This window comes from Amaricoccus macauensis (genome assembly GCF_014201905.1).
Taxonomy (GTDB): Bacteria; Pseudomonadota; Alphaproteobacteria; order Rhodobacterales; family Rhodobacteraceae; genus Amaricoccus; species Amaricoccus macauensis.
In genome coordinates, this window is record NZ_JACHFM010000002.1 from 1,074,502 (window position 1) to 1,098,249 (window position 23,748).

Consider the following 23,748-nt stretch of genomic DNA (forward strand, 5'->3'; position numbering starts at 1 on the left):
CTCTTCGGCCCGGCCCTTCTTCGGGTGGCCGGGGAAAGGCTCTCCCGTCTTGCAATGAAGACTTCAGGCGCGCATCGTGGCGCCTCCTGCACAAAGATTGGCGGGAAACGCGATCCTCCCCGGGTTAGGCTGAGACCAGTCAGGCGGCGACTGAGCGCCGGCAAACGGGAGGAAGACATGTTCGACCAGTCGATGAACTTCGGCCTCGGAGAGGACATCGGCGCGCTCCGCGACATGGTGCGCCGCTTCGCAACCGACGAGATCGCGCCGCGCGCGGCCGAGATCGACCGGGAGAACGAGTTCCCCGCCGATCTCTGGAAGAAGTTCGGCGATCTCGGTCTTCTCGGGATCACCGTGCCCGAAGCGGATGGCGGCTCCGGCATGGGATATCTCGCGCACTGCATCGCGGTGGAGGAGATCTCCCGCGCCTCGGCCTCGGTCGGGCTCTCCTACGGCGCGCATTCGAATCTCTGCGTCAACCAGATGCGGCGCTGGGGCACGGCGGAGCAGAAGGCGAAGTACCTGCCCAAGCTCATGTCGGGGGAGCACGTGGGCTCCCTCGCCATGTCCGAGCCCGGCGCCGGATCGGACGTCGTCGGCATGAAGCTTCGCGCCCGCAAGCAGAACGACGGCTACGTCCTCGACGGCAACAAGATGTGGATCACCAACGGCCCGGACGCGAGCACGCTCATCGTCTACGCCAAGACCGACCCCGAGGCCGGCTCGCGCGGGATCACCGCCTTCATCGTCGAGCGCGGCATGGAAGGTTTCTCCACCGCCCAGAAGCTCGACAAGCTCGGGATGCGTGGCTCGAACACCTGCGAGCTGGTGTTTCAGGGCTGCAAGGTGCCGTTCGAGAACGTGCTCGCGCAGGAAGGCAAGGGCGTCAACGTGCTGATGTCGGGTCTTGACTATGAGCGTGTTGTCCTCGCCGCCGGGCCGGTCGGCATCATGGCGGCCGCCCTCGACATCGTCGTGCCCTATGTCCACGATCGCCAGCAGTTCGGCAGCCCCATCGGCACCTTCCAGCTGATGCAGGGTAAGCTCGCCGACATGTACACCACGATGAACGCCTGCCGCGCCTACGTCTACGCGGTGGCCGCCGCCTGCGACCGGGGCGAGACGACCCGCCAGGACAGCGCCGGCTGCATCCTCTACGCCGCCGAGAAGGCGACGCAGGTGGCGCTCGACGCGATCCAGTGCCTTGGCGGAAATGGCTACATCAACGACTTCGCCACCGGCCGCCTGCTGCGGGATGCCAAGCTCTACGAGATCGGCGCCGGCACCTCCGAGATCCGCCGGATGCTGATCGGCCGCGAAATCTTCGAGCAGACGAAATGAGCCGGCTCACCAGCAAGGTGGCGGCGAACTCGCCCGAGTTTGCCGCCAACTCCGCGCGCATGGTGGGACTGATCGACGAGTTCGGCGCGCTGGCCGCAAGGACCATGCTCGGCGGCGACGAGAAATCCCGCAACCGGCACGTGGCCCGCGGCAAGCTCCTGCCGCGCGAGCGGATCACCCGATTGCTTGATCCCGGCAGCCCGTTCCTCGAGATCGGCCTTTTCGCCGCGGACGGCGTCTACGCCGACCCGATCCCCGCCGCCGGCGTCATCGGCGGCATCGGCCGTGTCTCCGGGCGCGACTGCATGATCCTCTGCAACGATGCGACCGTGAAGGGCGGCACCTACTACCCGGTCACCGTCAAGAAGCATCTGCGCGCCCAGGAGATCGCCGAGGAGAACCGCCTCCCCTGCATCTATCTCGTGGACTCGGGCGGTGCGAACCTGCCGAACCAGGACGAGGTGTTTCCCGACCGCGACCACTTCGGGCGCATCTTCTACAATCAGGCGCGCATGAGCGCCGCCGGCATCGCGCAGATCGCCGTCGTCATGGGCTCCTGCACCGCGGGCGGCGCCTACGTGCCGGCAATGAGCGACCAGACGATCATCGTGAAGGAACAGGGCACGATCTTTCTCGCCGGCCCGCCGCTGGTGAAGGCCGCGACCGGCGAGGTGGTCGATGCCGAGACCCTCGGCGGTGGCGACACCCACACCCGGCTTTCCGGGGTCGCGGACTATCTCGCGGAGAACGATGCCCACGCGCTGGCGCTGGCGCGCCAGGCGGTGCGCAACCTCGGCCTTCCGCCCTCCCCCTCGATCCCGCTGCGGTCCGCCGTGGCACCGGCCATGAATCCGCACGAGATCGTCGGCGTGGTGCCGGCGGACGCAAAGATCCCTTACGACATCCGCGAGGTGATCGGCCGGATCGTCGACGGCTCGGACTTCGAGGAGTTCAAGGAGCGCTTCGGCACCACCCTCGTCTGCGGCTTCGCGCATATCGACGGGATCCCGGTCGGGATCATCGGCAACAACGGCGTGCTCTTCTCCGAGAGCTCGCAGAAGGGCGCGCACTTCATCGAGCTCTGCTGCCAGCGCCGCATTCCGCTGCTGTTCCTGCAAAACATCACCGGCTTCATGGTCGGCTCGAAGTACGAGGCCGGTGGCATCGCCCGCGACGGGGCGAAGCTCGTCAACGCCGTCTCGACCGCCGCTGTGCCAAAGGTCACGGTGATCGTCGGTGGTTCGTTCGGCGCCGGGAACTACGGCATGTGCGGCCGGGCCTTCGGACCGCGCTTCCTCTGGATGTGGCCAAACGCCCGCATCTCGGTGATGGGCGGCGAACAGGCGGCGGGTGTTCTCGCCACCGTCCGGCGGACCGCGATCGAGGCCCGTGGCGGCAACTGGTCGGCTGACGAGGAGGCCGCGTTCAAGCAACCGGTGCTCGACCAGTTCGAGGAGCAGTCCCACCCGCTCTACGCCTCGGCCCGGCTCTGGGACGACGGCATCATTGACCCGCGAACGACCCGCGACGTGGTGGCGCTGTCGCTCCGTGCGGCGCTGAACGCGCCGGTCGAGGACACGCGCTTCGGCGTCTTCAGGATGTGAGGGCCGACATGTTCACGAAAATCCTGATCGCGAACCGTGGTGAGATCGCCTGCCGGGTCATCGACACCTGCCGCCGCATGGGGATCGCCACCGTCGCGGTCTATTCCGACGCGGACGCCGACGCGCGCCACCGGGCGATGGCTGACGAGGCGGTGCCGATCGGCCCGGCCCCCGTCGCCGAGAGCTACCTCAAGGGCGAACGCATCATCGAGGCCGCCCTTGCGACCGGCGCCGAGGCGATCCATCCGGGCTACGGTTTTCTGTCCGAGAACCCGGCATTCGTCGAGGCGGTGGAAGCCGCCGGGCTCGTCTTCATCGGCCCGTCCGCGGCCTCGATCCGGGCCATGGGCCTGAAGGATGCGGCCAAGGCCCGCATGTCGGCGGCCGGCGTCCCTGTGGTGCCGGGCTACCACGGCGCCGAACAGGACGCGGATTTCCTCGCCTCCGAGGCGGAGAAGATCGGCTATCCGGTGCTCATCAAGGCGCGTGCCGGCGGGGGCGGCAAGGGGATGCGGCTGGTCGAGGCGCCGGATGATTTCGCCTCCGCACTCGAGGGCGCGCAGCGGGAAGGCAAGTCGAGCTTCGGTGATCCGGCGGTACTGATCGAGAAGTACGTGACGACCCCGCGCCACATCGAGGTACAGGTCTTCGGCGACAGGCACGGGCAGGTGGTGCATCTCTGGGAACGCGACTGCTCGCTGCAGCGCCGGCACCAGAAGGTGATCGAGGAGGCCCCTGCACCCGGCATGACGCCCGAGATGCGCGCGGCGATGACCGAAGCCGCGGTAACCGCGGCCCGGGCGGTCGACTACGTGAACGCCGGGACGATCGAGTTCATCGTCGATGGCTCCGGCCCGCTCCGCCCGGACGGCTTCTGGTTCATGGAAATGAACACCCGCCTTCAGGTCGAGCATCCCGTGACGGAGGGCATCACCGGCCTCGACCTCGTGGAGTGGCAGCTTCGCGTCGCCGCGGGCGAGCCACTGCCGCTCGCGCAGGACGAAATCCGCCTCAACGGTCACGCCTTCGAGGCACGCATCTACGCCGAGGACCCGACCAGGGGTTTCCTGCCCGCACCGGGGCCGCTGCTCCACGTGGCCTTCCCGCACGGCGCACGGATTGACACCGGCGTGCGCGGCGGCGACCGGATCTCCGCCTACTACGACCCGATGATCGCCAAGATCACCAGCCACGCGGCCACCCGGACCGAGGCGCTGTTCCGGCTGCGCGAGGCGCTCGGGGCGACGCATGTGGCGGGGACGGCGACGAACCTCGGCTTCCTGCAGGCGCTCTGCCGCGACGCCGACTTCGCCGCCGGGCAGATGGACACCGGGCTCATCGGCCGCAAGCAGGACGCGCTGACCCACGTCGGCCCGCCCGAGGACGCGGCGGTGCTCTTCGCGGCGATGGCCGCCCTCGATCTCGACCCGGCGCGGCCGCACTTCGGCTTCCGCCTCTGGGGGTCGGCGAGCCGGCGGGTCGAACTCGTCTCGGACGGCGCCCTGGTGGCGCGTGACCTGCGCTTGCTCGGGCCTGGAACGATCGCCGTCGAGGACGGCTGGCACGTCGCCCGGTTCGAGGCGGTCAGCGTCAGCGGCGGTGAAATGCGCGCGCGTCAGGGCGGGCGCAACCTTCGTGCCCACGTTGCGCGAGCCGGGGGCGCCGTCTCGGTGCTGCTCGACGGCCGGATCACCGACTTCGCGCTCATCGACCCGCTGGCGGTCGAAAGCTCCGGTGGCCCGGAAGAGAGCCGCATCACCGCGCCGATGACCGGGCTCGTGCGCTCGGTGCCGGTCAAGGCGGGCGAGGCCGTGGCAAAGGGCGAGATCCTCGTGGTGCTCGAAGCGATGAAGATGGAGCACAGCCTGCGCGCCGCGTCCGACGGCATCGTCGAGGCGGTGCATTGCGCCGTCGGTGACACGGTGAGCGATGGCACACTGCTCGTCGAGTTCGCCCCCGAGACGCGCGAGCCGGACGGGGAGGACGCCCATGTCTGAGACCGCCTCACGGAAAGTGACGATCTACGAGGTCGGGCCGCGCGACGGCCTGCAGAACGAGCCCGGCTTCGTCCCGACCGCCGACAAGGTGGCGCTCATCGACCTGCTCTCCGCGACCGGGCTCACCCGCATCGAGGCTGCGAGCTTCGTCTCGCCGAGCTGGGTGCCACAGATGGCAGACGCGGCGGCGGTCATGGCCGGCATCCGCCGCGCGCCGGGGGTACGCTACGCCGCCCTCACGCCGAACCTGCGCGGCTTCGAGGGCGCGCGGGAGGCGGGTGCCGACGAGGTGGCGATCTTCGCGTCCGCCTCCGAAGGATTCAGCCGCCACAACATCAACTGCACGATCGCCGAGAGCCTCGAACGCTTCGCACCGGTGGCCGCGGCCGCCCGCGAGGCCGGCCTCTGGTTGCGGGGCTATGTCTCCTGCATGGTCGAATGCCCCTATGACGGACCGATCGCGCCCGCCGAGGTCGCCCGCGTCACCGAGGCGCTGCTCGCCATGGGCTGTTACGAGGTGGCGCTTGGGGACACCATCGGGCGCGCGACGCCCGAGAGCATGGAGCGCGTCCTGTCGCACCTGCTGCGGACGATCGACGCGGACCGGCTCGCGGGGCACTTCCATGACACCACCGGCAATGCGCTCGCGAATGTCGAGGTGGCGCTCGCCCATGGCCTGCGCACCTTCGACAGCGCGATCGGCGGGCTCGGCGGCTGCCCCTACGCGCCGGGTGCGCGCGGCAACGTCTCGACCCTGCCACTGGTCCGAATGCTTGCCGCAGTGGGCTGGGAGACCGGGCTTGATATGGCGAAACTGGAGCAGGCGGAGGACTTCATGGCCCGTCACATCGCAGCGGCCCCGAAGCTCGTGAGCCCGGCCTCATGAGCGGCTTCGAGACGATCCGGGTCGAAACCGGCGCCGACGGCATCGCGACGGTCACGCTCGACCGCCCCGAGAAGCATCACGCGATGAACGCCGCGATGATCGCCGAGCTCACCGAGGCGGCGGCGACGCTCGGAAACGACGCGGCGGTCCGCGCCGTGGTTCTCGCCGCCACCGGCCCGAGCTTCTGCGCCGGGGGTGATCTCGACTGGATGCGCCAGCAGCAGGCGGCCGACCGCGCCGGCAAGATGGCCGAGGCCGGCAGGCTCTCGGCGATGCTGGCCGGACTCAACGCCCTGCCAAAGCCGCTCATCGCGCGGGTGCAGGGCAACGTCTACGGTGGCGGCGTCGGGCTCGTGGCGGTCTCCGACATCGCGATCGCCGCCGACGGGATCAGGCTCGCGCTGACCGAGACCCGGCTCGGGCTCGTCCCCGCGACGATCGGCCCCTTCGTCGTCGCCCGCATGGGCCGGGGATTCGCGCGGCAGGTGTTCTTCTCCGGCTCGACCTTCGGCACCGACTTCGCCATGCGCGCCGGGCTGATCCACGAGACCTGCCCGGGCGACATGCTGGACGAACGGGTGCGCCGGCACGCCGACGCGGTGCTGAAGACGGCACCGGGGGCGGTGGCGGCGGCGAAGGCGCTCTGCCTCGACCTCGGAACCGACGAGGCCGAGGACATCCGCACCTCCATTGCCGCCCTCGCGGATCGCTGGGAAAGCGACGAGGCGCAGGAGCGGATCGGCGCCTTCCTGGGGGGCGGGTGATGGCCGACCGCGCGCTCGCTGGCACCGAAGCCCGCGTCGGCGAGAGCTTCGCACGCCAGTCGATGATGCGCTCCCTCGGGGCGCGGCTCGTCTCCGTGGATCGGGGGCGTGTGGTGATCGAGGCGGCGGTGGGAGAAGGCTTTCGCCAGCAACAGGGCTTTGCCCACGCCGCGCTCATCTTCGCCCTTGGCGACAACGCCGCCGGCTACGCGGCCCTGTCGGTCATCCCCGATGGCTCGGAGGTGATGACCGTGGAGATGAAGATCAACCTGCTTTCCCCCGGCGCCGGCCGCCTTGTCGCCGAGGGCCGGGTCATTCGCCCCGGACGGCGGCTCGTGGTGGCGGCGGCGGACGTCTGGGCCGAGGACAACGCCGGCGAGCGCCGGCACGTGGCAGTGATGCAGGGGACGATGATTCCGGTCGCCGCGGCGGACGAGACCGGGACTGGCCTGGAAGCAGACAACAGGACGACAGGGAGGAACGAATGAGCGATCACATGGGCAGCTACGTCTCCGGCATCTCCGACGTTCCCCTGCTCGGCCAGACGATCGGACAGGCGCTCGACAACGCCGCCGAGCTGTGGGGCGATCGGGAGGCGCTGGTCTCGCCATCGCAGGACGTGCGCTGGAGCTGGGCCGAGCTGCGCGAACGCGCGGACGCCTTCGCGGCGGGACTGCTCGCCCTCGGCCTTCGGCGCGGCGATCGGATCGGCATCTGGTCGCTGAACCGGGCGGAATGGACGATCACCCAGTTCGCCGCGGCGCGCGCCGGGCTGGTGCTGGTGACGATCAATCCGGCCTACCGCCTGACCGAACTCGAGTTCGCGCTCAACAAGGTGGGGTGCGCCGCGCTCGTCACCGCGACGGCGTTCAAGACCAGCGACTACATGGGGCTGCTCGGCACCCTCGCGCCGGAGCTTGCCACCGCGCTCCCGGGGCATCTGGAGGCGGCGCGGCTGAAGACCTTGCGCAGCGTCATCCAGATCGGCGGCCCGAAGGTCGCGGGCACGATCGCCTTCGAGGATGTGCCCGCACTTGGCGGCGACGCGGAGCGGACGGCGCTCGCGGAGCTTGGCGGGCGGCTGCAGTTCGATGACCCGATCAACGTGCAGTTCACCAGCGGAACCACCGGCTCGCCGAAGGGGGTGACGCTCACCCACCACAACATCCTCAACAACGGCTACTTCGTCGGCCGTGCCCTTCGCATGACCGAAGAGGATCGCATCTGCATTCCCGTGCCGCTCTACCACTGCTTCGGCATGGTGATGGGCAACCTCGCCGCCGTCACCCATGGCGCGACGATGGTCTATCCCGGGGAGGGCTTCGATCCGCTCGTCACGCTGCAGACCGTGGCGGCGGAGCGGTGCACGGCGCTCTACGGAGTGCCGACGATGTTCATCGCCGAGCTCGACCACCCGGACTTCGCCGGCATCGACCTTTCGTCGCTCCGGACCGGGATCATGGCGGGCTCGCCCTGCCCGATCGAGGTGATGAAGAAGGTGGTCGAGCGGATGCACATGGGCGACGTCACGATCGCCTATGGCATGACCGAGACGAGCCCGGTGAGCTTCCAGAGCGCCACCGACGATCCGCTGGAGCGGCGGGTTTCCACGGTGGGGCGGATCCATCCGCATCTGGAGGTGAAGGTGGTGGACCTCGCAGGCCGGATCGTGCCGCGCGGCGAGCCGGGCGAGCTCTGTACCCGGGGATACTCGGTGATGCAGGGCTATTGGGAGGACGACGAGAAGACGAAGGACGTGCTCGATGCTGCCGGCTGGATGCACACCGGCGATCTCGCGAGCCTCGACGCGGAGGGCTATTGCAACATCGTCGGCCGCATCAAGGATCTGGTGATCCGGGGCGGCGAGAACCTTTATCCGCGCGAGATCGAGGAGTTCCTGTTCACCCACCCGAAGGTGCAGTCGGTGCAGGTCTTCGGCGTCGCCGACCGGAAGTACGGCGAGGAGCTCTGCGCCTGGGTGGTGCTGCGCGAGGGGGAGACGATGACGGAAGCCGAGCTTCGGGGCTTCTGCGAGGGCCAGATCGCCCACCAGAAGATCCCGCGCTACGTGGAGTTCGTCGAGGCGTTTCCGATGACCGTGACCGGCAAGGTCCAGAAGTTCCTGATGCGCCGCGACGTGGAGGAGCGGATGGGGCTGAAGGCCGACGCGACGGCATGAGGCGGGTGCGCGCGTTGCGCACCTCTCCTGTCCGGTCGATATAGCGCGATACTCTCCCGCCCGTCAGCCGGCGCGCAACCTTTCGGAGACCTCTTCACACGCGCCGGTTTCACGGGCATCCTCGGACTCATGCTGCGAAAAGCCATACGCCGGGGATGGTCCGACAGCCTTGCATCGCTTGGCGGACCACCACTGGCCTTTACCCTGCTGGTCGTCCCGCTGGTCGGGTTCGTCCTGCATTTCGCAATTTCCGGCTGGGCGGCGATGGCCCCGGAATTCGACGTGTGGAGCGTCTACGGCGTGGCCGCGACCGGCCTCGTCCTCCTGCTCCTGTTTTCCTATCATGTGATGTGCGCACCGTACCGCATCGAACGGGACCGTATCGCGCAACTCGAGGCCGATCTTGCCCGGGCTGAGGCCGACCTGAGCGCCAACAGCGCAAGACGCCCGGACCTGGTGATATATATATCGACAACATTTCCTGCGGGCGATCCCTGCCCGGAGACGACGCGGCCCGGCTGGTCCTTGTCTCCGGCTTCGTGGCCAACACCGGCGAGATGCCAAGCGCCGCTGGTGGATGGTCCATGAGCGTCTACGTCGACGGAAGCCCGATCCGTGCGGACCTGTACCACTCGGAGACCCCCGAACTGGCGGGGCTGCGCAAGGCGATGAGCGCGTTTCGGGACGTCCCGATCTTCACCCGAAAAACGGAGGTCGTCCTGAAGGAAGGCGGTGCATTGCGCGGATACATGGCGTCGCGCGTCTCCGCCAGCGACCTGCCGGAGGGAAGCCGTGTGCAGGTGGAACTCGCCTGCTACGACGTAAAGGGCAGGCGATCGGTGGTCCGTGTGGGCGTCACCGCGTCAGACAACGGGCCGGCGAGCTGAGGACCGCGCCGACCGCCGCCGGAAGCGCCATGCCGGGGACGACCCCCCGGCACGGCCGGATCGAAGGGGTCTAGAGCATCCCGAAGTCGGCGGCGCTCAATCCACCGAGGTAGTCCGACAGGGTGATCGTCAGGATGTCGTGGTAGCCGGGCCCATAGAAATCTCCGCCGATGTCCTCGAGGCGGATACTGACGACGGTGTCCGCGCCGACCCTCTCGAACCCGAGCTGATTGAACTCCAGATCGGTCGTCCGTCCGACGAACATCGCCCCGTGACCCTCGCTGAAATCCAGCAGGATGCGGTCCTCGCTGCGGTTGAAGTCGGTGATCGTGATCTGCGGCAAGTCTGTGTCCGGAGTATCCGCGCCGTTTCTGTCATCGCTCAGCGCCTTGTCGCTCAGGATGAAGACGTCGTCGCCCGCTCCCCCGGTCAGCACCGCGTCGCCACGACCCGCTTCCAGCGTGTCGTTGCCACTGCCGCCGTCCAGATGATCGGTGAGCGCGTAGCCCTCGTCCGGCCACGGGGTATGGCCGCCTTCGAGCCCATAGCCGCCGTTGCCCTTGATGAGATCGTTGCCGGCGCCGCCGTTGAGGGTGTCGCCCGAACCGGCCCAGTAGGCCTCGCTCGCCCCGAGGATCGTGTCGTTGCCCGCGCCGCCGAAGACCAGGTTCACGCCGTCTCCGGCATCGATGAAGTTGTCCGCCGCGCTGCCGACGATCGTGTCGTTGCCGTTGCCGGTCTCGACGTTCTCGATCGCGATCAGGGTGTCCCTGGTCGCGGCAGACGTCAGGGCCAGTGTTCCCTTCGCAAGGTTGACGGCCGCGGCCACCTCACCAAGGATCGGGTACCAGGTATCGAAGCTGACCGGAATGTTCAGCGCGACGGTGTCAGAGCCGCCGCCACCGTCGTACACGTCTGATCCGTCGTCGACGAAAATGAAGTTTCCATCCTCATCGACCCCGCTCACCAGTGGAATGGTGACGAAGATGTCGTCGTGCAGTCCGCCGCGCATGGTGTCGTTGCCGAAGCCACCGACGAGGCTGTCCTGCCCGTTTCCGCCATCGAGGCTGTCGGCTCCGGCGCCGCCGATGAGGGTATCCGCCCCGATATTGCCGACGAGGGTGTCATTCCCGGCATTTCCGGTGAAGAGGTTGCCCGCGCCGTTGCCGATGAAGGTGTCGTGCCCCGAGCCGCCGTCCACGGCCTCGACATTCACGATAGTCTCGGTCGGCCAGGTCTTTCCCGGAAAGCTGACGCCCCCGGAGCGCAAATCGGCCCACACGGAGCTGGTGTTCGTCGTGTAGAGAACGAGATCGAAGCCGCCGCCCCCATCGTGGAAGTCGGCCCCGGCGCCACCGTCGAGGGTATCGTTGCCCCCGCCCCCGAAGAGAGTGTCCCGCCCCGCGACCCCGCTGATGTGGTCGTCACCCCACAGGCCGTGGATTTCGTCGGCTTTCGCCGTGCCAAGCAGGTGGGTGTCGTCACCGGCGCTGCCGTAGATCGTCGTCATGCGAGCTGGCCCCAATCAATTCGGGGCCAGATAGGCAAGGCGCAATCCGGTCCACAAGTATCGGCCGGATCGCTTTACGTGAAACTCCTTGCGCAGGCTCGCCTTTCCCGGCTGGGCGAACCCGATGAGCGGCCGGGCCGCGAAGGTCCGGTCGCTCGACCGGACACCCGAGGCCCTACTTCGTCACGGTCAGCGGGACTTCGGTGGCGGTGACCCACTTGCCGTCTTCCTGCCAGCCGTAGTGGAGGGTGTAGTCGCCCACCTCCTTCGGCGCGCGCAGTTCCATGCGCCCGGCCTCTTCGTTCCAGAGCTGGCTGAACCAGACGATGTCCAAGCGGTCATTGCTGCCGGGCTTCTGGAACCAGATGTTGTCGTTGTGGGCGTGGCCGCCGGTGATCTCGATCGGCAGCAGCTCGGCGCGGGTCGCCGTCGCGGACGGGAGCGTGATGGTTACCTGCGGCTCGAATGTCGCCTCGACGGTGATCGGGTTCTTCACTTCCGAGATTTCCGCCCCAAAAGGCGCGAGCCCCACGAGATACTTGCCCGGACCGGGCAGACGGATCGGACGCGACCAGAAGGTGCCTGCGACCTCCTGCGACATCTGGTCTTCCTCGACGAGGCTGGAGCGCTGCTTCGCGCCTTCGGGATAGACGAAGAGGGCGTTGTATTCCGACGGTCCCCAGGACTCGACGTCGATCAGGAAGGTGGTCTCCGCATCGACGCGCACCTGGCCGGGATCACGGACCACTCCCGTCACGTTCTTCAGGGTGACCGGCAGGTCGGTGGTCGTGGTCTCGGTCAGCGTCACGCTCACCTCGCCGCTGACATCGGGCGACGCGGCGGTGAAGGTCCAGTCGCCGGGAACGAGCTCGGTCGTGAAGCTGGTGCCGCCAACGTAGCGCACGCCGATCTTCTCGCCGTCATCGTTCACCGCGGTGACGGTGACCTTCTCGGCCCGAATGCGCTGGTCGTCCGGCGTGACGAGGTCGACGTGCTGGGTGATCGGTTCGGCCGGCGGTTCCTTCTTCACGGCGACGGGTTCGCTGACGCGGGTCAGCGCGGTCTTGAGTTCCTCGCCCGACTGCGGGCGCAGGAGCTGGCCGCCGGTCTTTTCGGGAAGGCACGACAGGGTGTTCGCCTCCTCCTCGGAGAGTCCGAAGCCGACCACGTGGGCGCGCACGGTCACGCCGCTTGCCGCGAGTTCGTCGGCAAGGGCGCAGGGGTCGCCCTCGCAGGTCTCGAGTCCGTCGGTGATCAGGATGAGGTCGGCCTCCTCGGCGGTCTTCGGCAGGGCCTCGTAGGCCTGCTGCATCGCGGCGGTGAGCGGCGTCTTTCCGACCGGCATCAGGGCGTCGATGCGGTCCGCGAGGCCCTTCGTGTCGGTGCTCGGCGGGGCAATCAGTTCGATGTCGGCGCAATCGCCCTTGCGGCGGTGGCCATAGGCGACGACGCCGATCGCGGTCTCCGGGTCGGCCGAGGCGAGGTAGTCGCGCAGGACCTTGCGCGCGCTCTCGACTTTCGTGGTGCCGTCGTCCAGCCGGCCCCACATGGAGCCCGAGACATCATAGACCAGCATTGTCGCGGATGTACTGTCCTGCGCGGTGACGCAAGCGGCGGAAATGAAGGTGAGGAGCAATGATCCGGCGACGATACGGGGAAATCTGGTCACATTCACTTCCGATCATGAAAACATCAAGCCCGACATCATTCTCAGGCCAGCGATGGGTGTCAACGAGACGCCCCGGGTGTGGGCGATATTCTGCCAGACAGGCAGACCTGATCATCAGGACCGGCTTCCCGCCAAAAGACAGCCTGTGTCCTTGGCGACCTGACATGATGAACGCACAACGCGACAGCAACCGGCTGAGTTCCGATCAGAATAGCCTGAGAATGATCACCCGCAGTATTCTGCCGTTTCGGCCGTTTCCGCCGGATTACTCCCTCAGAACTGATTGTCCGGCAAGTGGCAGGCGGCGCAGTGGCGCGTGGGGCCGCCCGGCTTGCCGGCTGCCTGCTCGTCCATGTGGCAGGTGCGGCAGAGGTCGTGGAACTGGGTCTCGAAGATGTCCGAGACCTTCGGATCGGTCAGGTGGCAGTTGATGCAGGAAAGGCCCGTGGTGCCGTCGACGAACTCGTGGTGGCAGATGGTGCAGGACACGCCCTTGTGGTCGTTGTGGATGAAGGTCATCGGCAGGATCGCACGGCCGGAGCCGGAGAAGACCGCGCGCTTGGCCGTCGGCACCGGCCAGGGCGGGCCGGTGATCACGAGGATCGCCCCTGCGAGGAACAGCGCGGCGAGGAGCCACTTCACCAGGGGAGGTTCCTGAGGAGCAGGAACGCGCTCGTGGCGGCGATGCCGAGGGCCACGAACGTCTGGCCCGATGCGATGGGCGCCTGACCGAGGCGCGCCCACCGGGAGCGTCCGAGGCAGGTGGCGGCGACGAGGAGCACGAAGAGCACGTCCTGCACCCAACGGCCGAGGTAGTAGCCGGTGAGCATGACGTGCAGGCCCGCCGCCGCGACGAGGGCGAAGCCGAGGACGCGGTGGACCGTGCGGAACGTGCGGAAGCGCCGGTGGACGCGCATCCTGTCGGGCATCCGGGCGAGCGCCGTCAGCACGGCGAGAACGACGAGCGCGGCGAGGCCGAACCACATGGCGAGCGGGGCGCCGGGCCGGAGGTAGGTCCAGACCGCGCCGTCGCCGAGGAGAAACCAGAAGGCGTGCAGCATGCCGACGCCGAGCACCCAGTAGCCGAGGATCTCGTGACGCCGGGTGGTGGCGCCCCGGGCGTAGGGGATCATCTGAAAGAGCAGACCCGCGAGGGCAACGAAGCCGAGCGCGTTCCCGGTGTCCCAGAACCAGCCGGCCCCCACGTGCGAGCCTCCGGCGAAGGTCAGCAGGAATGTCAGGGCAACGATGACGGCAAGGACGATCACGGGCGGGCGGTCATTGCTGCGGCGGCAGGAGATGGGCGCACGCGCGGCGGGCGGGTCGCGGACCGACCCACCTCAGGGCCAGGGATAGTCGGCGATGGTGATGCCCTCGGTGGCCAGTTCGGCGGCGACCTCGCGGCGGAACGCGACCACGTCACCGACCGGGATGGCGCGTCGGCGTGCCACCTCCTCGGCGGTGAAGTGCGCCGCACCGTCACCCCAGGAGTCGAGCACGTAGTTCACCACCTCGGCAATCTCGGCGTCGCTGAGGCTTGCCGAGACGACGCCGGGGACGTGCATCATGTAGGTCCGGCCGATGTCGGCCCCGGCGATGAGGCCGACGGACCCCGGGAAGGTCGGGATGCCGGCCTCGGGCGCCCCCTCCCCGTTCAGGAGGTGGCAGCCGGAGCACTGCAGGATGTAGGAGGCGTGCGGGGAGAGGGCGCCGGCGAGAACCGGCGCTCCCGGCAGAAGCAGCGCAAGGCATACGAGGATCCGTCGCATCACTCTCTCAACCGCTGGAGGCCGTGCTCCGTTGCACTCCTACTCCGTTGCAGGCCGCATCGCCTTCACATCGGCGATGGTCATTCCGCTCCGGGCGGCGGCGATGTCCTCGGGCGTGACCGTCTTGTCGGTCTTGCCGAGGTCGTCGAGCACCCAGGTCGTGATCGCCGCGAGCTCTTCGTCGGACGCGCCCGGCACCGGGGGCATCATCGTGCCGGCATAGGACTCGCCGCGCACGGTGATCTGCGCGTTCTGGCCCTTGGTGACGACGCCCGCGATGTACTTCGGGGCGTTGTCGCCGAGTTCCTGCCAGAACTCCGGGCGGTCGAGCGGCGGGGCGAAGCCCGGCGTGCCGATGCCACCCGCGTTGTGGCAGGCGGAGCAGTGCGTCTCGAAGAGCGCCGCGCCGTCGAGGTCGGCGGCACCGGCGGTGCCGGCAGAGGCCAGAAGCAGGATGGCGGCGGCTGTCCTGGGGAGGGAATTGGTCATTATTCGGCTTGTCCCATGACGATGGACACGGTGCAGTGGTAGCCCTTGTCGGTGTTGGCCATGCACCAGTTGATGTCGTTGTAGAGGCCCATGCGGTAGCCCGGCCGCTCGCCCTTGTTGTTGTTGCAGAACGTCGCGCCAAAGACCGCCTGCTTGCCGCAGCAGTCGTTATAGCTGATCAGATAGTTCTTGTTGTCGTCCGGGTTCATGCAGGTGCCGACCCAGGACACGGCTGACGTCGAGGTGCCCGGCGGGCATTGGGTGATCGAACCGCCCGACTCCTCGCAGACGAAGCCGTCGATGGCGCACTGGCGCCAGTAGCTGCACGGATCGGCCGCTTCGTCGCCGGTGGCGGCGTTCGCCCGGCGATCGAAGGGCAGGATCGGCAGGCCAGCGGCGGCGCCGGCAAGGACCGTGCCGGTCGTCGCGAGGAACGAGCGACGGCCGTAGCTGCGGGCGGACGAACGCACATTCGCCTCGACGGCCTTGTCGAAGCGCTTCAGCAAGCTGTCGATGATGCGGGACATGATCGGGTTCCTTCTTGCGACGCGTTACGAGGACATTCCGGCGACCGCCGCCTGATAGGACGGGATGCCGGTTTCCGATGCGGTGAACAGGCTTTCGAGCTGCTCGCGGCTGTTGACGAGGCCCTTGGACGCCACCGTGCCGCGATCATCGATCAGGACGGCGAACGGGAGCTTGGCCACCTTGAAGTTCATTCCGAGTTCGGACGAGAGGACGTAGGGAAACGCCCCGAGCCCCTCCGCCTCGATCAGCTTCCGGTGCAGTGTCTCCCGGCCATCGGAGGCAAGGATGACGTCGAGCCACTTGCCCTCGTCACCCCGGATCGACTTCAGCGCCGGCAGCAGCGCCTTGCAGATCGGGCAGCTGGTGGACAGGAAGAAGACGAGTTGCGACCGGCCCCCCTGCCCGAGTGTCAGCGGCGCGCCGTTCAGGTTCGGCAGGACGAGAGCGGGCACCGTCTCGCCGAGCTCGGGGCCGTTCGACGAGATCATCGCGCCGACCGGCGAGACGCGCTCGAAGAGGATCCCGACCTGCCGCGCGAGGGCGAAGATCACGCCGAGCTGCAGGATCACGACGACCCAGAGCGCGATGACGGCGAAGCCGAGCAGGCTCATCGTGTCCCCTCCCCCGTGCGGATGTTGGGAAGATGCGAGGCGAGCTTTTCGAGGATGCCGTACTGCGCCGCGAGAACCAGCGCCGCGACGATGGCGAGGAGCGCGCCGAGCGGCGGGACTGACGCCACCGGCAGCACGGCGACGGCCAGCCCGAGGGCCGCGAGACCGGCGTTGCGCGCCAGCGTGAAGCCCGAGACGAGCTGCGGCGGACCGCCGCAGCCGCACTCGATCCGGGTGCGTCCCTGCCGCAGCGCCACCGCCATCAGGGCGCCGTAGCCGGCAAAGAGACCGGCGGCGGCGAGACCGCCCAGCGGGCGTGTCACCGGGACGAGTAGCGCGAGGATCGTCACCCCCTCGGCCGCCGTCAGGGCGCGGACGACGGGCGCCGCCGCGGCCTCCGGCACCAGGCCGTAGCCTTGCGCGAAGCCCACCGTCTCAAGAAACCGGTCGATCTTGTGCCAGGCGGCACGCGCCAGCACGATCACCAGAAACGTGGTGATCGTAACTGCTGCCAGTGCGGCAGGGCCGGTCGATTCCTCGAACATCTCAGAAGTCGGCCTCGACGATGGTCGGGAACATGGTGACGCCTTCGCGCGACGCGGTCTGGGTGAGGGTCACCTTGTCGCCCTTCTCCACGGCGTAGCGGTGGACGCCGCCCATGTGGTCGATGGCATAGACCACCGGATCATCGGTGGCGCTGACCGTGAGACTCGCCTCGTGATGCGCCTCGGAGCGGCCGACGACCTTGTCGGTCGCCATGTCGATCGCCCAGATCTCTTCGGCCGGGGCCTTGTGCGATCCGTCGAACGGCTCCGAGTGCATCAGGATGAACAGGGTGTTCGTCGGCTTGTTGTAGGCCATGAGGTTGTAGCCGCCCGGCGCCCAGCCCTCTTCGGTGAAGGGCACGGTCTTTGCGAGGGTCGGCTTCTCGCCGCTGTCGTCGATGACGTAGAGCGTGCCGCCGTAGGAGACATAGACGAGCTTGCCGTCGATGCGCATGGCATCGCCGTAGAGCGGGTCCTTGTCGGCGTCGAAGATCTTGTCCGACTTCGCCGGCTGCCCCGCCTTGCCGCTGGCATCGTAGGTGTACTTCGCCACCGTGCCGTCGCCGCAGAGTGTGGTGAAGGACATGCCTTCAACCGAGGGATACGCCGTCCAGCAGCCCGGGGTCGGGATCTCGGCGAGGTCCTTGCCTTCGACGGCGTCGGCGATGGTGATCGAGGTGGCCGGGGTCGCGTTCTGGATCAGCAGGTACTTGCCGTCAGCGGAGGCGTTCAGCGTGCCCCGCTGGCTCAGCGCCTGCGCGACCTTGGGGGTGACCGTGAATTCCTTCTTGATCGACAACGTCTGCGGATCCCACGCGTGGATCACCGCCTCGACCTCGCCATAGGTATAGCGGCGGAGGTAGGCGGAAGACGAGTAGAGCGTCGACTTGTCGTCGCTCATCTTCATGGTGGCGAAGGTGCCGGTGGTGATCGAGCCGAGCAGCGACAGGTCGTCACCGTTCAGCACGTAGATCGGACTCGCGCCGTTGATGCCGAAGTCCATGACGTAGACATGCGGCCCTTCGGGGATGCGCTCCATCACCGACAAGGTCTCGGGCTCGACACCTTGCGCAAAGGCGCCCGAGGCGGCGAGGCCCGAGAGAACGACGACCGAGAGAACTGCGTGGATCTGGCGTTTCATGACAAGGCCTCGGTTCGGGGACGAATGGCGGAAACGTCCGGCAGCGGGGATCGCAACCGGGAAATGGCAGTCAGAGCAAGCAGATGACGGCATGGCCACTGGTCGAGAAACGGGTGACACGCATGTTGTCTCTCATGCTCCACTTCGACGGACCGGGCGTTTTCTCACCAATTTGTGAGAATCGCCGCACCCCACCATTGCGCATCGGCGTCGACAGGGCAAAGGGAACCTTTCCCGCCGGATTGCGTCGGCGCGCTTGACACCCGAGGGGCGCTGCGCCTACGTCGCGATTTCCTCAGAACCGGGCGCATCGTAGGCGCCGAACCGATTGGAGTAGTGTGATGAGCGACCTCGAACCCAATGTGCGGGAGGTGGCGGTCACGCTCCCCGACGGCGCGGTACGACAGGTGCCGGCGGGATCGACCGCAGCCGATGTCGCGACCGGGATCTCCAAATCCCTCGGAAAGGCGGCGCTGGCCGCGGTGGTCGACGGGCGGCTGTCCGATCTGTCGCTGCCGATCGAGAAGGACGTGTCGCTCGCCATCGTCACCGCGAAGGACGAGGCGGCACTCGAACTCATCCGCCACGACTGCGCCCACATCATGGCGCGCGCGGTGCAGGAGCTCTGGCCCGACGTGAAGGTGACGATCGGCCCGGTCATCGATAACGGCTGGTACTACGACTTCGATCGCCAGGAGCCGTTCACCCCGGAGGATCTGGGGGCGATCGAGGCGCGCATGCGGCAGATCATCGCCGCGCGCGACCCGGTGCGCACCGAGGTCTGGGAGCGTGACCGGGCGATCCGGCATTACGAGGCGTCGGGCGAGCCCTACAAGGTGGAGTTGGTCGAGGCGATCCCCGGCGCGGATCCGATCCGCATGTACTGGCACGGCCACTGGCAGGATCTCTGCCGCGGCCCGCACCTCGCCCACACCGGGCAGGTGCCGCCGGACGCGTTCAAGCTCATGTCGATCGCCGGTGCCTACTGGCGGGGCGACTCGTCGCGACCGATGCTCCAGCGCATCTATGGCGTGGCGTTCCGCTCACGCGCCGATCTGGACGCCTATCTCCACCAGCTGGAGGAGGCCGCGAAGCGCGACCACCGCAAGCTCGCGAAGGAGATGGACCTCTTCCACCTGCAGCCAGAGGCGCAGGGGTCGGTGTTCTGGCATCCGAACGGCTTCCGCCTGTGGCGCGAGCTCGAAGCCTACATCCGCCGTCAGCTCGACGCCGACGGCTATGTGGAGGTGAAGACGCCGCAGCTGCTCGACTCGAAGCTCTGGCGGCAGTCCGGGCACTGGGGCAAGTTCCGCGAGAACATGTTCGTGGTGCCGGACGAAGTCCCCGAGACCGCCGACGAGGATGCCGATCCGGTGATGTCGGGCAAGGCGCAGCTCATGGCGCTGAAGCCGATGAACTGCCCTGGCCACGTGCAGATCTTCCGGCAGGGCACCAAGAGCTACCGCGACCTGCCGCTCCGGATGGCGGAGTTCGGCTGCTGCCACCGCAACGAGGCACATGGCGCGCTGCACGGGCTGATGCGCGTGCGGCAGATGACGCAGGACGACGCGCACATCTTCTGCCGCGAGGACCAGATCAAGGACGAGACGAGCCGGTTTCTCGCGCTCTTCGCCCGGGTCTACGGCCACATGGGCATGACCGACATTTCCTACAAGCTCGCGACGCGGCCGGACGTGCGGGCGGGCGACGACGCGACGTGGGACCGGGCGGAGGACGCGCTCTCCGACGCGCTGCGCGCCGCCGGGCTGGAGTTCGACATCGCGGTTGGCGAGGGTGCGTTCTACGGGCCGAAGCTCGAATTCCACCTGACCGACGCGATCGGGCGCACGTGGCAGTGCGGCACGTTCCAGCTCGACTACGTGCTGCCCGAGCGGCTCGATGCGTCCTACGTGGGCGAGGACGGCGGGCGGCATCGGCCGGTGATGCTGCACCGGGCGGTGTTCGGCACGTTCGAGCGCTTCATCGGGCTCCTGATCGAGCACTATGCCGGGCGCTTCCCGCTCTGGCTCGCGCCGCGGCAGATCGTGGTGGCGCCGATCGTCTCCGAAGCGAACGACTATGCGCTGGAGGTGGTGGCGGCGCTGAAAGCGGCGGGGCTCAGGGTCGAGGCTGATCTTCGGAACGAGAAGATCAACTACAAGGTCCGCGAGCACTCACTCGCCAAGGTGCCGGTCATTCTCGCGGTCGGCGGCCGCGAGGTCGAGGAGCGCACCGTCTCGGTGCGACGGCTCGGCGAACAGGGCAGCCGGGTGGCGGCGCTCGACGCCATCATCGCGGAGCTGGGCGCGGAGGCGACGCCGCCGGATCTGAGGTAGGCCTCAGAAACACCCCGCGGGCCTGTTCGCCGCATCCGCCGCACGCAGCGGCTCCAGCGAACAGGCCGATCGCGGTCGCTGGTCCCGTCACTTGGCCGGGGTCACCTCAAGCACGGTCAGGCGGCGCTCTTCGCCCTCACGGGTTTCCCAGCCGATGGTGGCGCCGGTCCTGAGGCCGATCAGCGCGGCGCCGACCGGGGTGAGCACGGAGATGCGGCCACGGTCGATGTCGACGTTCTGCGGCAGGACCAGGGACACGGAATGCTCGCGCCCGCTCACCTCGTCGCGGTAGCGCACCGCGGAGCCGATATTGACCACGTCGGCGGGCATCTCGGCACTCGGCAGCACCGTGGCGCGGGCGACTTCGGCCATCAGCCGGTCCCCGACGGTCCCGAGCCCGCGGCGGATGGCGACGGCCGCCAGCTCCTCCAGACGGTCGCTCCAGGCGGCGTCGAGGACGATGGGTGGTTCCTGCGAGGTCGGGGCGGACATTGCGTTCCTCCTTGTAACGGCGGGCGCCCTCTGAAGGGACGCATCGTCAGAATTCGATTGTGGGCGGGGACTTCAGAAGAAGATCGGTGACGCGAGCGTACCGGCTCAGATCGTTCGCAGCAGCGAACGAAGCAGCGGCCTACCTCCGGCCCGCGACCATTTGAATGCGATCGTCTCCATGTAATTGAGGTAGGGGCTCGCTTCCCTTGCGTCAAGCTCGACGCACGGCTGACGTCACGTCGCTTGACTTCGCGGCGGACGTCAGAGCACGCTGACCGACAGGTCCGACATCACAGGCGGGAAAACCGCCGGGACCGCCTCGGGGGAGGACGCCAGCCAATGCAAGCCCGCGCCAGTTACGCCGTGTCGGCGGTCAACGCAACGGTTGCGTCCGGTTTATCGTTACACACAGTTCCGCACAGGAACGGATCTTCAGGAGGAACCGCATGAAACTTCTGCTGGCTGGAACCGCTTTCGCGCTCGCTCTGGGCATCGGATCGGGTGCGATGGCGGCGCCGATCTCGGCCTGCCTCATCACCAAGACGGACTCGAACCCTTTCTTCACCAAGATGCGCGAGGGCGCCGTCGCGAAGGCGAAGGAGCTCGGCGTGGAGCTCAGCATCGCCGCCGGCAAGTTCGATGGCGACCACGAGAGCCAGGTGACCGCGGTCGAGGCCTGCCTCGCGTCGGGCGCCAAGGGCATCCTGATGGTGGCGAACGATCCGTCACAGATCGCGCCGATGATGCAGGACGCCCAGAAGCAGGGCATTCTGGTGATCGCCCTCGACACGCCGCTGTCGCCGGCAGACGCCGCCGACATGACCTTCGCCACCGACAACTTCGTCGCGGGCGAGTTGATCGGCCAGTGGGCGAAGGAGAAGCTCGGCGACAAGGCGGCCGATGCGCGCATCGCCATGCTCGACGCGCTGCCGTCGTTCCCGACCATCGACCAGCTGCGCGATCAGGGATTCATGAAGGGCTTCGGGATCGAGATCAACGATCCGACCATCATCGGTGACGAGACCGACCCGCGCATCGTCGGCCATGAGGTGACGCAGGGCTCCGAGGAGGGCGGCGTCACCGCCATGGAGAAGCTCATCGCCACCGATCCCACGATCAATCTCGTCTACACCGTCAACGAGCCGGCGGCGGCGGGCGCCTATCAGGCGCTGGTCAGCCTCGGCAAGGACAAGGACGTGACGATCGTCTCGGTCGACGGCGGCTGCCCGGGCGTGAAGAACGTGGCCGAGGGCGCGCTCGGCGCGACGGCGCAGCAGTACCCGTTGCAGATGGCGGCCCTCGGCATCGAGGCGATCGCGAAATTCGCCGAGACCGGCGAGAAGCCGGCGGCGACCGAGGGCAAGACTTTCTTCGATACCGGCGTGGCGCTCGTCACCGACCAGCCGATGCCGGGCGTCAAGTCGATCAGCACCGAAGAGGGCCTGAAGCTCTGCTGGGGCTGACCCCTCCGGTCTGATCTCCGGGGCCGCGGTCGAAAGACCGTGGCCTCGGGCGCTTGTGCTGGCGCGCCGGGGCGGCTATCCGGGAAGCTCCGATAACCTCCCCGGGATGCACCAATGGCCGAGAGCGATCCCAAGCTGCTGGTTTCAACCGAATGGCTCGACAGCCATCTCGGAGCGCCCGATCTGCGCATACTTGACGCGAGCTGGCACATGCCCGGCTCCGGGCGCGATCCGAAGGCGGAATTCGAGGCCGCCCACATACCGGGCGCGCGGTTCTTCGACATCGACGAGATCTCCGACGATCAGTCCGACCTGCCGCACATGGCGCCGCCGGTGGAAAAGTTCGTCTCGCGGATGCGCGGCCTCGGGATCGGCGACGGGCACCGGGTGGTGATCTACGACAGCGTCGGCATCTTCAGCGCGCCGCGTGTCTGGTGGCTGTTCCGCCTCTTTGGCAAGACCGATGTGGCGGTGCTCGACGGTGGTCTGGCGAAGTGGCAGGCCGAGGGGCGGCCCGTGGAGGCCGGCACCCCGATCATGCGCGACCGGCATTTCACCGCGCGCCGTGACGCGAGCCTCGTGCGCGACGTGACGCAGGTTGCGGCGACAACGAAGCTCGGCGATGCGCAGATCGTCGACGCCCGCGCCGCCGACCGCTTCCGCGGCGAGGCGCCGGAACCGCGGCCGGGCCTGCGCTCGGGGCACATCCCGGGCTCGAAGAACGTGCCCTGGACCGCGCTGATGAATGCCGACGGCACCATGCTTGACGCAGCCGGCCTCAAGGCCGCCTTCGCCGCGGGCGGTGTCGACGTGACGAAGCCCGTGGTCACCACCTGCGGCTCCGGGATCTCTGCGGCGATCCTCAGCCTCGGGCTCGAGCGGCTCGGCAACCGCACCCATGCGCTCTACGACGGGTCCTGGGCGGAATGGGGCGCGTATCCGGATCTGAAGGTCGAAGTGGGATGATCCGCGGCGCCGGCGAATCCGTGGAGGTGACGATCACCTATCTCCGCATGGCGGCGCGCCCGGCCTATCCCCGTCCGCATGTGCCCGTGGGCCCGACAACGGCGCTGATCGCGGCGGACCGGCCGCCGCTCTGGTACTTTCTCGACCTCTACGACGCGGTCGGCCGCGACTACGAGTGGACCGACCAGCACGACGCACCCGCAGAGGACGTGGTGGCGTTCCTGCACGATCCGGCGGTGACGCTCTACACGCTGGTGCGCGACGGCTGGCCGCATGGCTTCTTCATCCTCGACGGCCGGCAACCCGAGACCGTCGATCTGTCGTACTTCGGCCTCGTGCCCGAGGCGATCGGCCGCGGGCTTGGCAGCTTCCTGATCCAGACGGCGGTGCACGCGGCGTGGGACCGGCCCGGCACGCTGTCTGTCACCGTCAACACCAATTCGCTCGACCATCCGCGCGCCCTGCCGCTCTACCAGAAAGCAGGGTTTGCGCCGGTTCGCCGGACGACCTACGAGCGGGTGCTGACCCGCGATCGCTCCCTGATCGACTCCTGACGAAGCCCTGGAGGGCC

24 protein-coding genes are annotated in these 23,748 nt (G+C 68.0%); 13 read left to right on the forward strand and 11 right to left on the reverse strand.

Going from position 1 to position 23,748, the window contains the following annotated elements:
• Positions 1 to 177: 177 nt before the first annotated feature.
• The 9 genes from HNP73_RS12575 (at position 178) to HNP73_RS12615 (ending at position 9,658) form a co-directional block, all read left to right on the forward strand.
• On the forward strand, positions 178 to 1,341 hold the full coding sequence (locus tag HNP73_RS12575; RefSeq protein ID WP_184149708.1) for an isovaleryl-CoA dehydrogenase: 1,164 nt from the start codon (positions 178 to 180) through the stop codon (positions 1,339 to 1,341).
• Positions 1,338 to 2,945, forward strand: coding sequence for a carboxyl transferase domain-containing protein (locus HNP73_RS12580; RefSeq protein WP_184149713.1), 1,608 nt, complete (start codon positions 1,338 to 1,340; stop codon positions 2,943 to 2,945). Before HNP73_RS12575 ends, HNP73_RS12580 begins: the two co-directional genes overlap by 4 nt.
• Positions 2,946 to 2,953: 8 nt before the next feature.
• Positions 2,954 to 4,942 carry an acetyl/propionyl/methylcrotonyl-CoA carboxylase subunit alpha gene (locus HNP73_RS12585; protein WP_184149717.1) on the forward strand — a complete coding sequence of 663 codons (1,989 nt, stop codon included), beginning with the start codon at positions 2,954 to 2,956 and terminating at the stop codon, positions 4,940 to 4,942.
• Positions 4,935 to 5,828: a hydroxymethylglutaryl-CoA lyase gene (locus HNP73_RS12590; RefSeq protein ID WP_184149720.1), complete on the forward strand. Its 894-nt coding sequence runs from the start codon at positions 4,935 to 4,937 to the stop codon at positions 5,826 to 5,828. The genes HNP73_RS12585 and HNP73_RS12590 overlap by 8 nt, the downstream gene beginning before the upstream one ends.
• Positions 5,825 to 6,592 carry an enoyl-CoA hydratase-related protein gene (locus HNP73_RS12595; RefSeq protein ID WP_184149723.1) on the forward strand — a complete coding sequence of 256 codons (768 nt, stop codon included), beginning with the start codon at positions 5,825 to 5,827 and terminating at the stop codon, positions 6,590 to 6,592. Before HNP73_RS12590 ends, HNP73_RS12595 begins: the two co-directional genes overlap by 4 nt.
• Entirely contained in the window at positions 6,592 to 7,080 is a 489-nt protein-coding gene (locus HNP73_RS12600; protein ID WP_184149726.1) for a PaaI family thioesterase, read from the forward strand. Before HNP73_RS12595 ends, HNP73_RS12600 begins: the two co-directional genes overlap by 1 nt.
• Positions 7,077 to 8,771 carry an AMP-binding protein gene (locus HNP73_RS12605; protein ID WP_184149729.1) on the forward strand — a complete coding sequence of 565 codons (1,695 nt, stop codon included), beginning with the start codon at positions 7,077 to 7,079 and terminating at the stop codon, positions 8,769 to 8,771. The genes HNP73_RS12600 and HNP73_RS12605 overlap by 4 nt, the downstream gene beginning before the upstream one ends.
• 129 nt (positions 8,772 to 8,900) lie before the next feature.
• A complete protein-coding gene (locus HNP73_RS12610) occupies positions 8,901 to 9,359 on the forward strand; it encodes a hypothetical protein (protein ID WP_184149732.1) in 459 nt (152 codons plus the stop codon).
• A complete protein-coding gene (locus HNP73_RS12615) occupies positions 9,356 to 9,658 on the forward strand; it encodes a hypothetical protein (protein WP_184149735.1) in 303 nt (100 codons plus the stop codon). The genes HNP73_RS12610 and HNP73_RS12615 overlap by 4 nt, the downstream gene beginning before the upstream one ends.
• A 70-nt stretch (positions 9,659 to 9,728) precedes the next feature.
• On the opposite strand, the gene HNP73_RS12620 is transcribed toward HNP73_RS12615, so the two are convergent.
• The 10 genes from HNP73_RS12620 to HNP73_RS12665 form a co-directional block, all read right to left on the reverse strand.
• Complete coding sequence (locus tag HNP73_RS12620) at positions 9,729 to 11,168, reverse strand: calcium-binding protein (protein WP_184149738.1); 1,440 nt, start codon at positions 11,166 to 11,168, stop codon at positions 9,729 to 9,731.
• A 175-nt stretch (positions 11,169 to 11,343) separates the two neighbouring features.
• Positions 11,344 to 12,837: a VWA domain-containing protein gene (locus HNP73_RS12625; protein ID WP_184149741.1), complete on the reverse strand. Its 1,494-nt coding sequence runs from the start codon at positions 12,835 to 12,837 to the stop codon at positions 11,344 to 11,346.
• Between the two features lie 273 nt (positions 12,838 to 13,110).
• Positions 13,111 to 13,479 carry a cytochrome c3 family protein gene (locus HNP73_RS12630; protein ID WP_184149744.1) on the reverse strand — a complete coding sequence of 123 codons (369 nt, stop codon included), beginning with the start codon at positions 13,477 to 13,479 and terminating at the stop codon, positions 13,111 to 13,113.
• Complete coding sequence (locus HNP73_RS12635) at positions 13,476 to 14,105, reverse strand: hypothetical protein (protein ID WP_184149747.1); 630 nt, start codon at positions 14,103 to 14,105, stop codon at positions 13,476 to 13,478. Before HNP73_RS12635 ends, HNP73_RS12630 begins: the two co-directional genes overlap by 4 nt.
• Positions 14,106 to 14,177: 72 nt before the next feature.
• On the reverse strand, positions 14,178 to 14,606 hold the full coding sequence (locus tag HNP73_RS12640) for a c-type cytochrome (RefSeq protein WP_184149750.1): 429 nt from the start codon (positions 14,604 to 14,606) through the stop codon (positions 14,178 to 14,180).
• A gap of 39 nt (positions 14,607 to 14,645) precedes the next feature.
• The gene (locus HNP73_RS12645; protein ID WP_184149753.1) at positions 14,646 to 15,095 is read right to left on the reverse strand and encodes a c-type cytochrome; all 450 of its coding nucleotides are present in this window, start codon (positions 15,093 to 15,095) and stop codon (positions 14,646 to 14,648) included.
• The gene (locus HNP73_RS12650) at positions 15,095 to 15,622 is read right to left on the reverse strand and encodes a methylamine dehydrogenase light chain (RefSeq protein ID WP_184149756.1); all 528 of its coding nucleotides are present in this window, start codon (positions 15,620 to 15,622) and stop codon (positions 15,095 to 15,097) included. The genes HNP73_RS12645 and HNP73_RS12650 overlap by 1 nt, the downstream gene beginning before the upstream one ends.
• A gap of 24 nt (positions 15,623 to 15,646) precedes the next feature.
• Positions 15,647 to 16,234, reverse strand: a complete 588-nt coding sequence (locus HNP73_RS12655; protein ID WP_184149759.1) for a thioredoxin domain-containing protein — start codon at positions 16,232 to 16,234, stop codon at positions 15,647 to 15,649.
• The gene (locus HNP73_RS12660; RefSeq protein ID WP_184149762.1) at positions 16,231 to 16,779 is read right to left on the reverse strand and encodes a MauE/DoxX family redox-associated membrane protein; all 549 of its coding nucleotides are present in this window, start codon (positions 16,777 to 16,779) and stop codon (positions 16,231 to 16,233) included. Before HNP73_RS12660 ends, HNP73_RS12655 begins: the two co-directional genes overlap by 4 nt.
• A gap of 1 nt (position 16,780) precedes the next feature.
• Positions 16,781 to 17,920: an amine dehydrogenase large subunit gene (locus HNP73_RS12665; protein ID WP_184149763.1), complete on the reverse strand. Its 1,140-nt coding sequence runs from the start codon at positions 17,918 to 17,920 to the stop codon at positions 16,781 to 16,783.
• Between the two features lie 362 nt (positions 17,921 to 18,282).
• On the opposite strand from HNP73_RS12665, the gene thrS reads away from it, so the two are divergent.
• Positions 18,283 to 20,256 carry a threonine--tRNA ligase gene (thrS, locus tag HNP73_RS12670; protein ID WP_184150709.1) on the forward strand — a complete coding sequence of 658 codons (1,974 nt, stop codon included), beginning with the start codon at positions 18,283 to 18,285 and terminating at the stop codon, positions 20,254 to 20,256.
• Positions 20,257 to 20,343: 87 nt separating this feature from the next.
• Here the strand turns inward: thrS and rnk are convergent, their stop codons facing one another.
• A complete protein-coding gene (gene rnk / locus HNP73_RS12675; protein ID WP_184149765.1) occupies positions 20,344 to 20,748 on the reverse strand; it encodes a nucleoside diphosphate kinase regulator in 405 nt (134 codons plus the stop codon).
• Positions 20,749 to 21,194: 446 nt separating this feature from the next.
• On the opposite strand from rnk, the gene HNP73_RS12680 reads away from it, so the two are divergent.
• The 3 genes from HNP73_RS12680 to HNP73_RS12690 all read left to right on the forward strand — a co-directional run bounded on the left by HNP73_RS12680 (position 21,195) and on the right by HNP73_RS12690 (position 23,731).
• Complete coding sequence (locus tag HNP73_RS12680) at positions 21,195 to 22,211, forward strand: substrate-binding domain-containing protein (RefSeq protein ID WP_184149767.1); 1,017 nt, start codon at positions 21,195 to 21,197, stop codon at positions 22,209 to 22,211.
• A gap of 114 nt (positions 22,212 to 22,325) precedes the next feature.
• Positions 22,326 to 23,177 (forward strand): 3-mercaptopyruvate sulfurtransferase, encoded by an 852-nt coding sequence (gene sseA / locus HNP73_RS12685; RefSeq protein ID WP_184149769.1) that lies wholly within the window; start codon positions 22,326 to 22,328, stop codon positions 23,175 to 23,177.
• A complete protein-coding gene (locus HNP73_RS12690) occupies positions 23,174 to 23,731 on the forward strand; it encodes a GNAT family N-acetyltransferase (RefSeq protein ID WP_184149771.1) in 558 nt (185 codons plus the stop codon). The genes sseA and HNP73_RS12690 overlap by 4 nt, the downstream gene beginning before the upstream one ends.
• The last annotated feature ends 17 nt before the right edge of the window (positions 23,732 to 23,748 follow it).

Coding starts and splice junctions, on each gene's coding strand:
- HNP73_RS12575 (WP_184149708.1), top strand. CDS start 178: ATGTTCGACCAGTCGATGAACTTCGGCCTCGGAGAGGACATCGGCGCG.
- HNP73_RS12580 (WP_184149713.1), top strand. CDS start 1,338: ATGAGCCGGCTCACCAGCAAGGTGGCGGCGAACTCGCCCGAGTTTGCC.
- HNP73_RS12585 (WP_184149717.1), top strand. CDS start 2,954: ATGTTCACGAAAATCCTGATCGCGAACCGTGGTGAGATCGCCTGCCGG.
- HNP73_RS12590 (WP_184149720.1), top strand. CDS start 4,935: ATGTCTGAGACCGCCTCACGGAAAGTGACGATCTACGAGGTCGGGCCG.
- HNP73_RS12595 (WP_184149723.1), top strand. CDS start 5,825: ATGAGCGGCTTCGAGACGATCCGGGTCGAAACCGGCGCCGACGGCATC.
- HNP73_RS12600 (WP_184149726.1), top strand. CDS start 6,592: ATGGCCGACCGCGCGCTCGCTGGCACCGAAGCCCGCGTCGGCGAGAGC.
- HNP73_RS12605 (WP_184149729.1), top strand. CDS start 7,077: ATGAGCGATCACATGGGCAGCTACGTCTCCGGCATCTCCGACGTTCCC.
- HNP73_RS12610 (WP_184149732.1), top strand. CDS start 8,901: ATGCTGCGAAAAGCCATACGCCGGGGATGGTCCGACAGCCTTGCATCG.
- HNP73_RS12615 (WP_184149735.1), top strand. CDS start 9,356: ATGAGCGTCTACGTCGACGGAAGCCCGATCCGTGCGGACCTGTACCAC.
- HNP73_RS12620 (WP_184149738.1), bottom strand. CDS start 11,168: ATGACGACGATCTACGGCAGCGCCGGTGACGACACCCACCTGCTTGGC.
- HNP73_RS12640 (WP_184149750.1), bottom strand. CDS start 14,606: ATGCGACGGATCCTCGTATGCCTTGCGCTGCTTCTGCCGGGAGCGCCG.
- HNP73_RS12645 (WP_184149753.1), bottom strand. CDS start 15,095: ATGACCAATTCCCTCCCCAGGACAGCCGCCGCCATCCTGCTTCTGGCC.
- HNP73_RS12650 (WP_184149756.1), bottom strand. CDS start 15,622: ATGTCCCGCATCATCGACAGCTTGCTGAAGCGCTTCGACAAGGCCGTC.
- HNP73_RS12655 (WP_184149759.1), bottom strand. CDS start 16,234: ATGAGCCTGCTCGGCTTCGCCGTCATCGCGCTCTGGGTCGTCGTGATC.
- HNP73_RS12660 (WP_184149762.1), bottom strand. CDS start 16,779: ATGTTCGAGGAATCGACCGGCCCTGCCGCACTGGCAGCAGTTACGATC.
- HNP73_RS12665 (WP_184149763.1), bottom strand. CDS start 17,920: ATGAAACGCCAGATCCACGCAGTTCTCTCGGTCGTCGTTCTCTCGGGC.
- rnk (WP_184149765.1), bottom strand. CDS start 20,748: ATGTCCGCCCCGACCTCGCAGGAACCACCCATCGTCCTCGACGCCGCC.
- HNP73_RS12680 (WP_184149767.1), top strand. CDS start 21,195: ATGAAACTTCTGCTGGCTGGAACCGCTTTCGCGCTCGCTCTGGGCATC.
- sseA (WP_184149769.1), top strand. CDS start 22,326: ATGGCCGAGAGCGATCCCAAGCTGCTGGTTTCAACCGAATGGCTCGAC.
- HNP73_RS12690 (WP_184149771.1), top strand. CDS start 23,174: ATGATCCGCGGCGCCGGCGAATCCGTGGAGGTGACGATCACCTATCTC.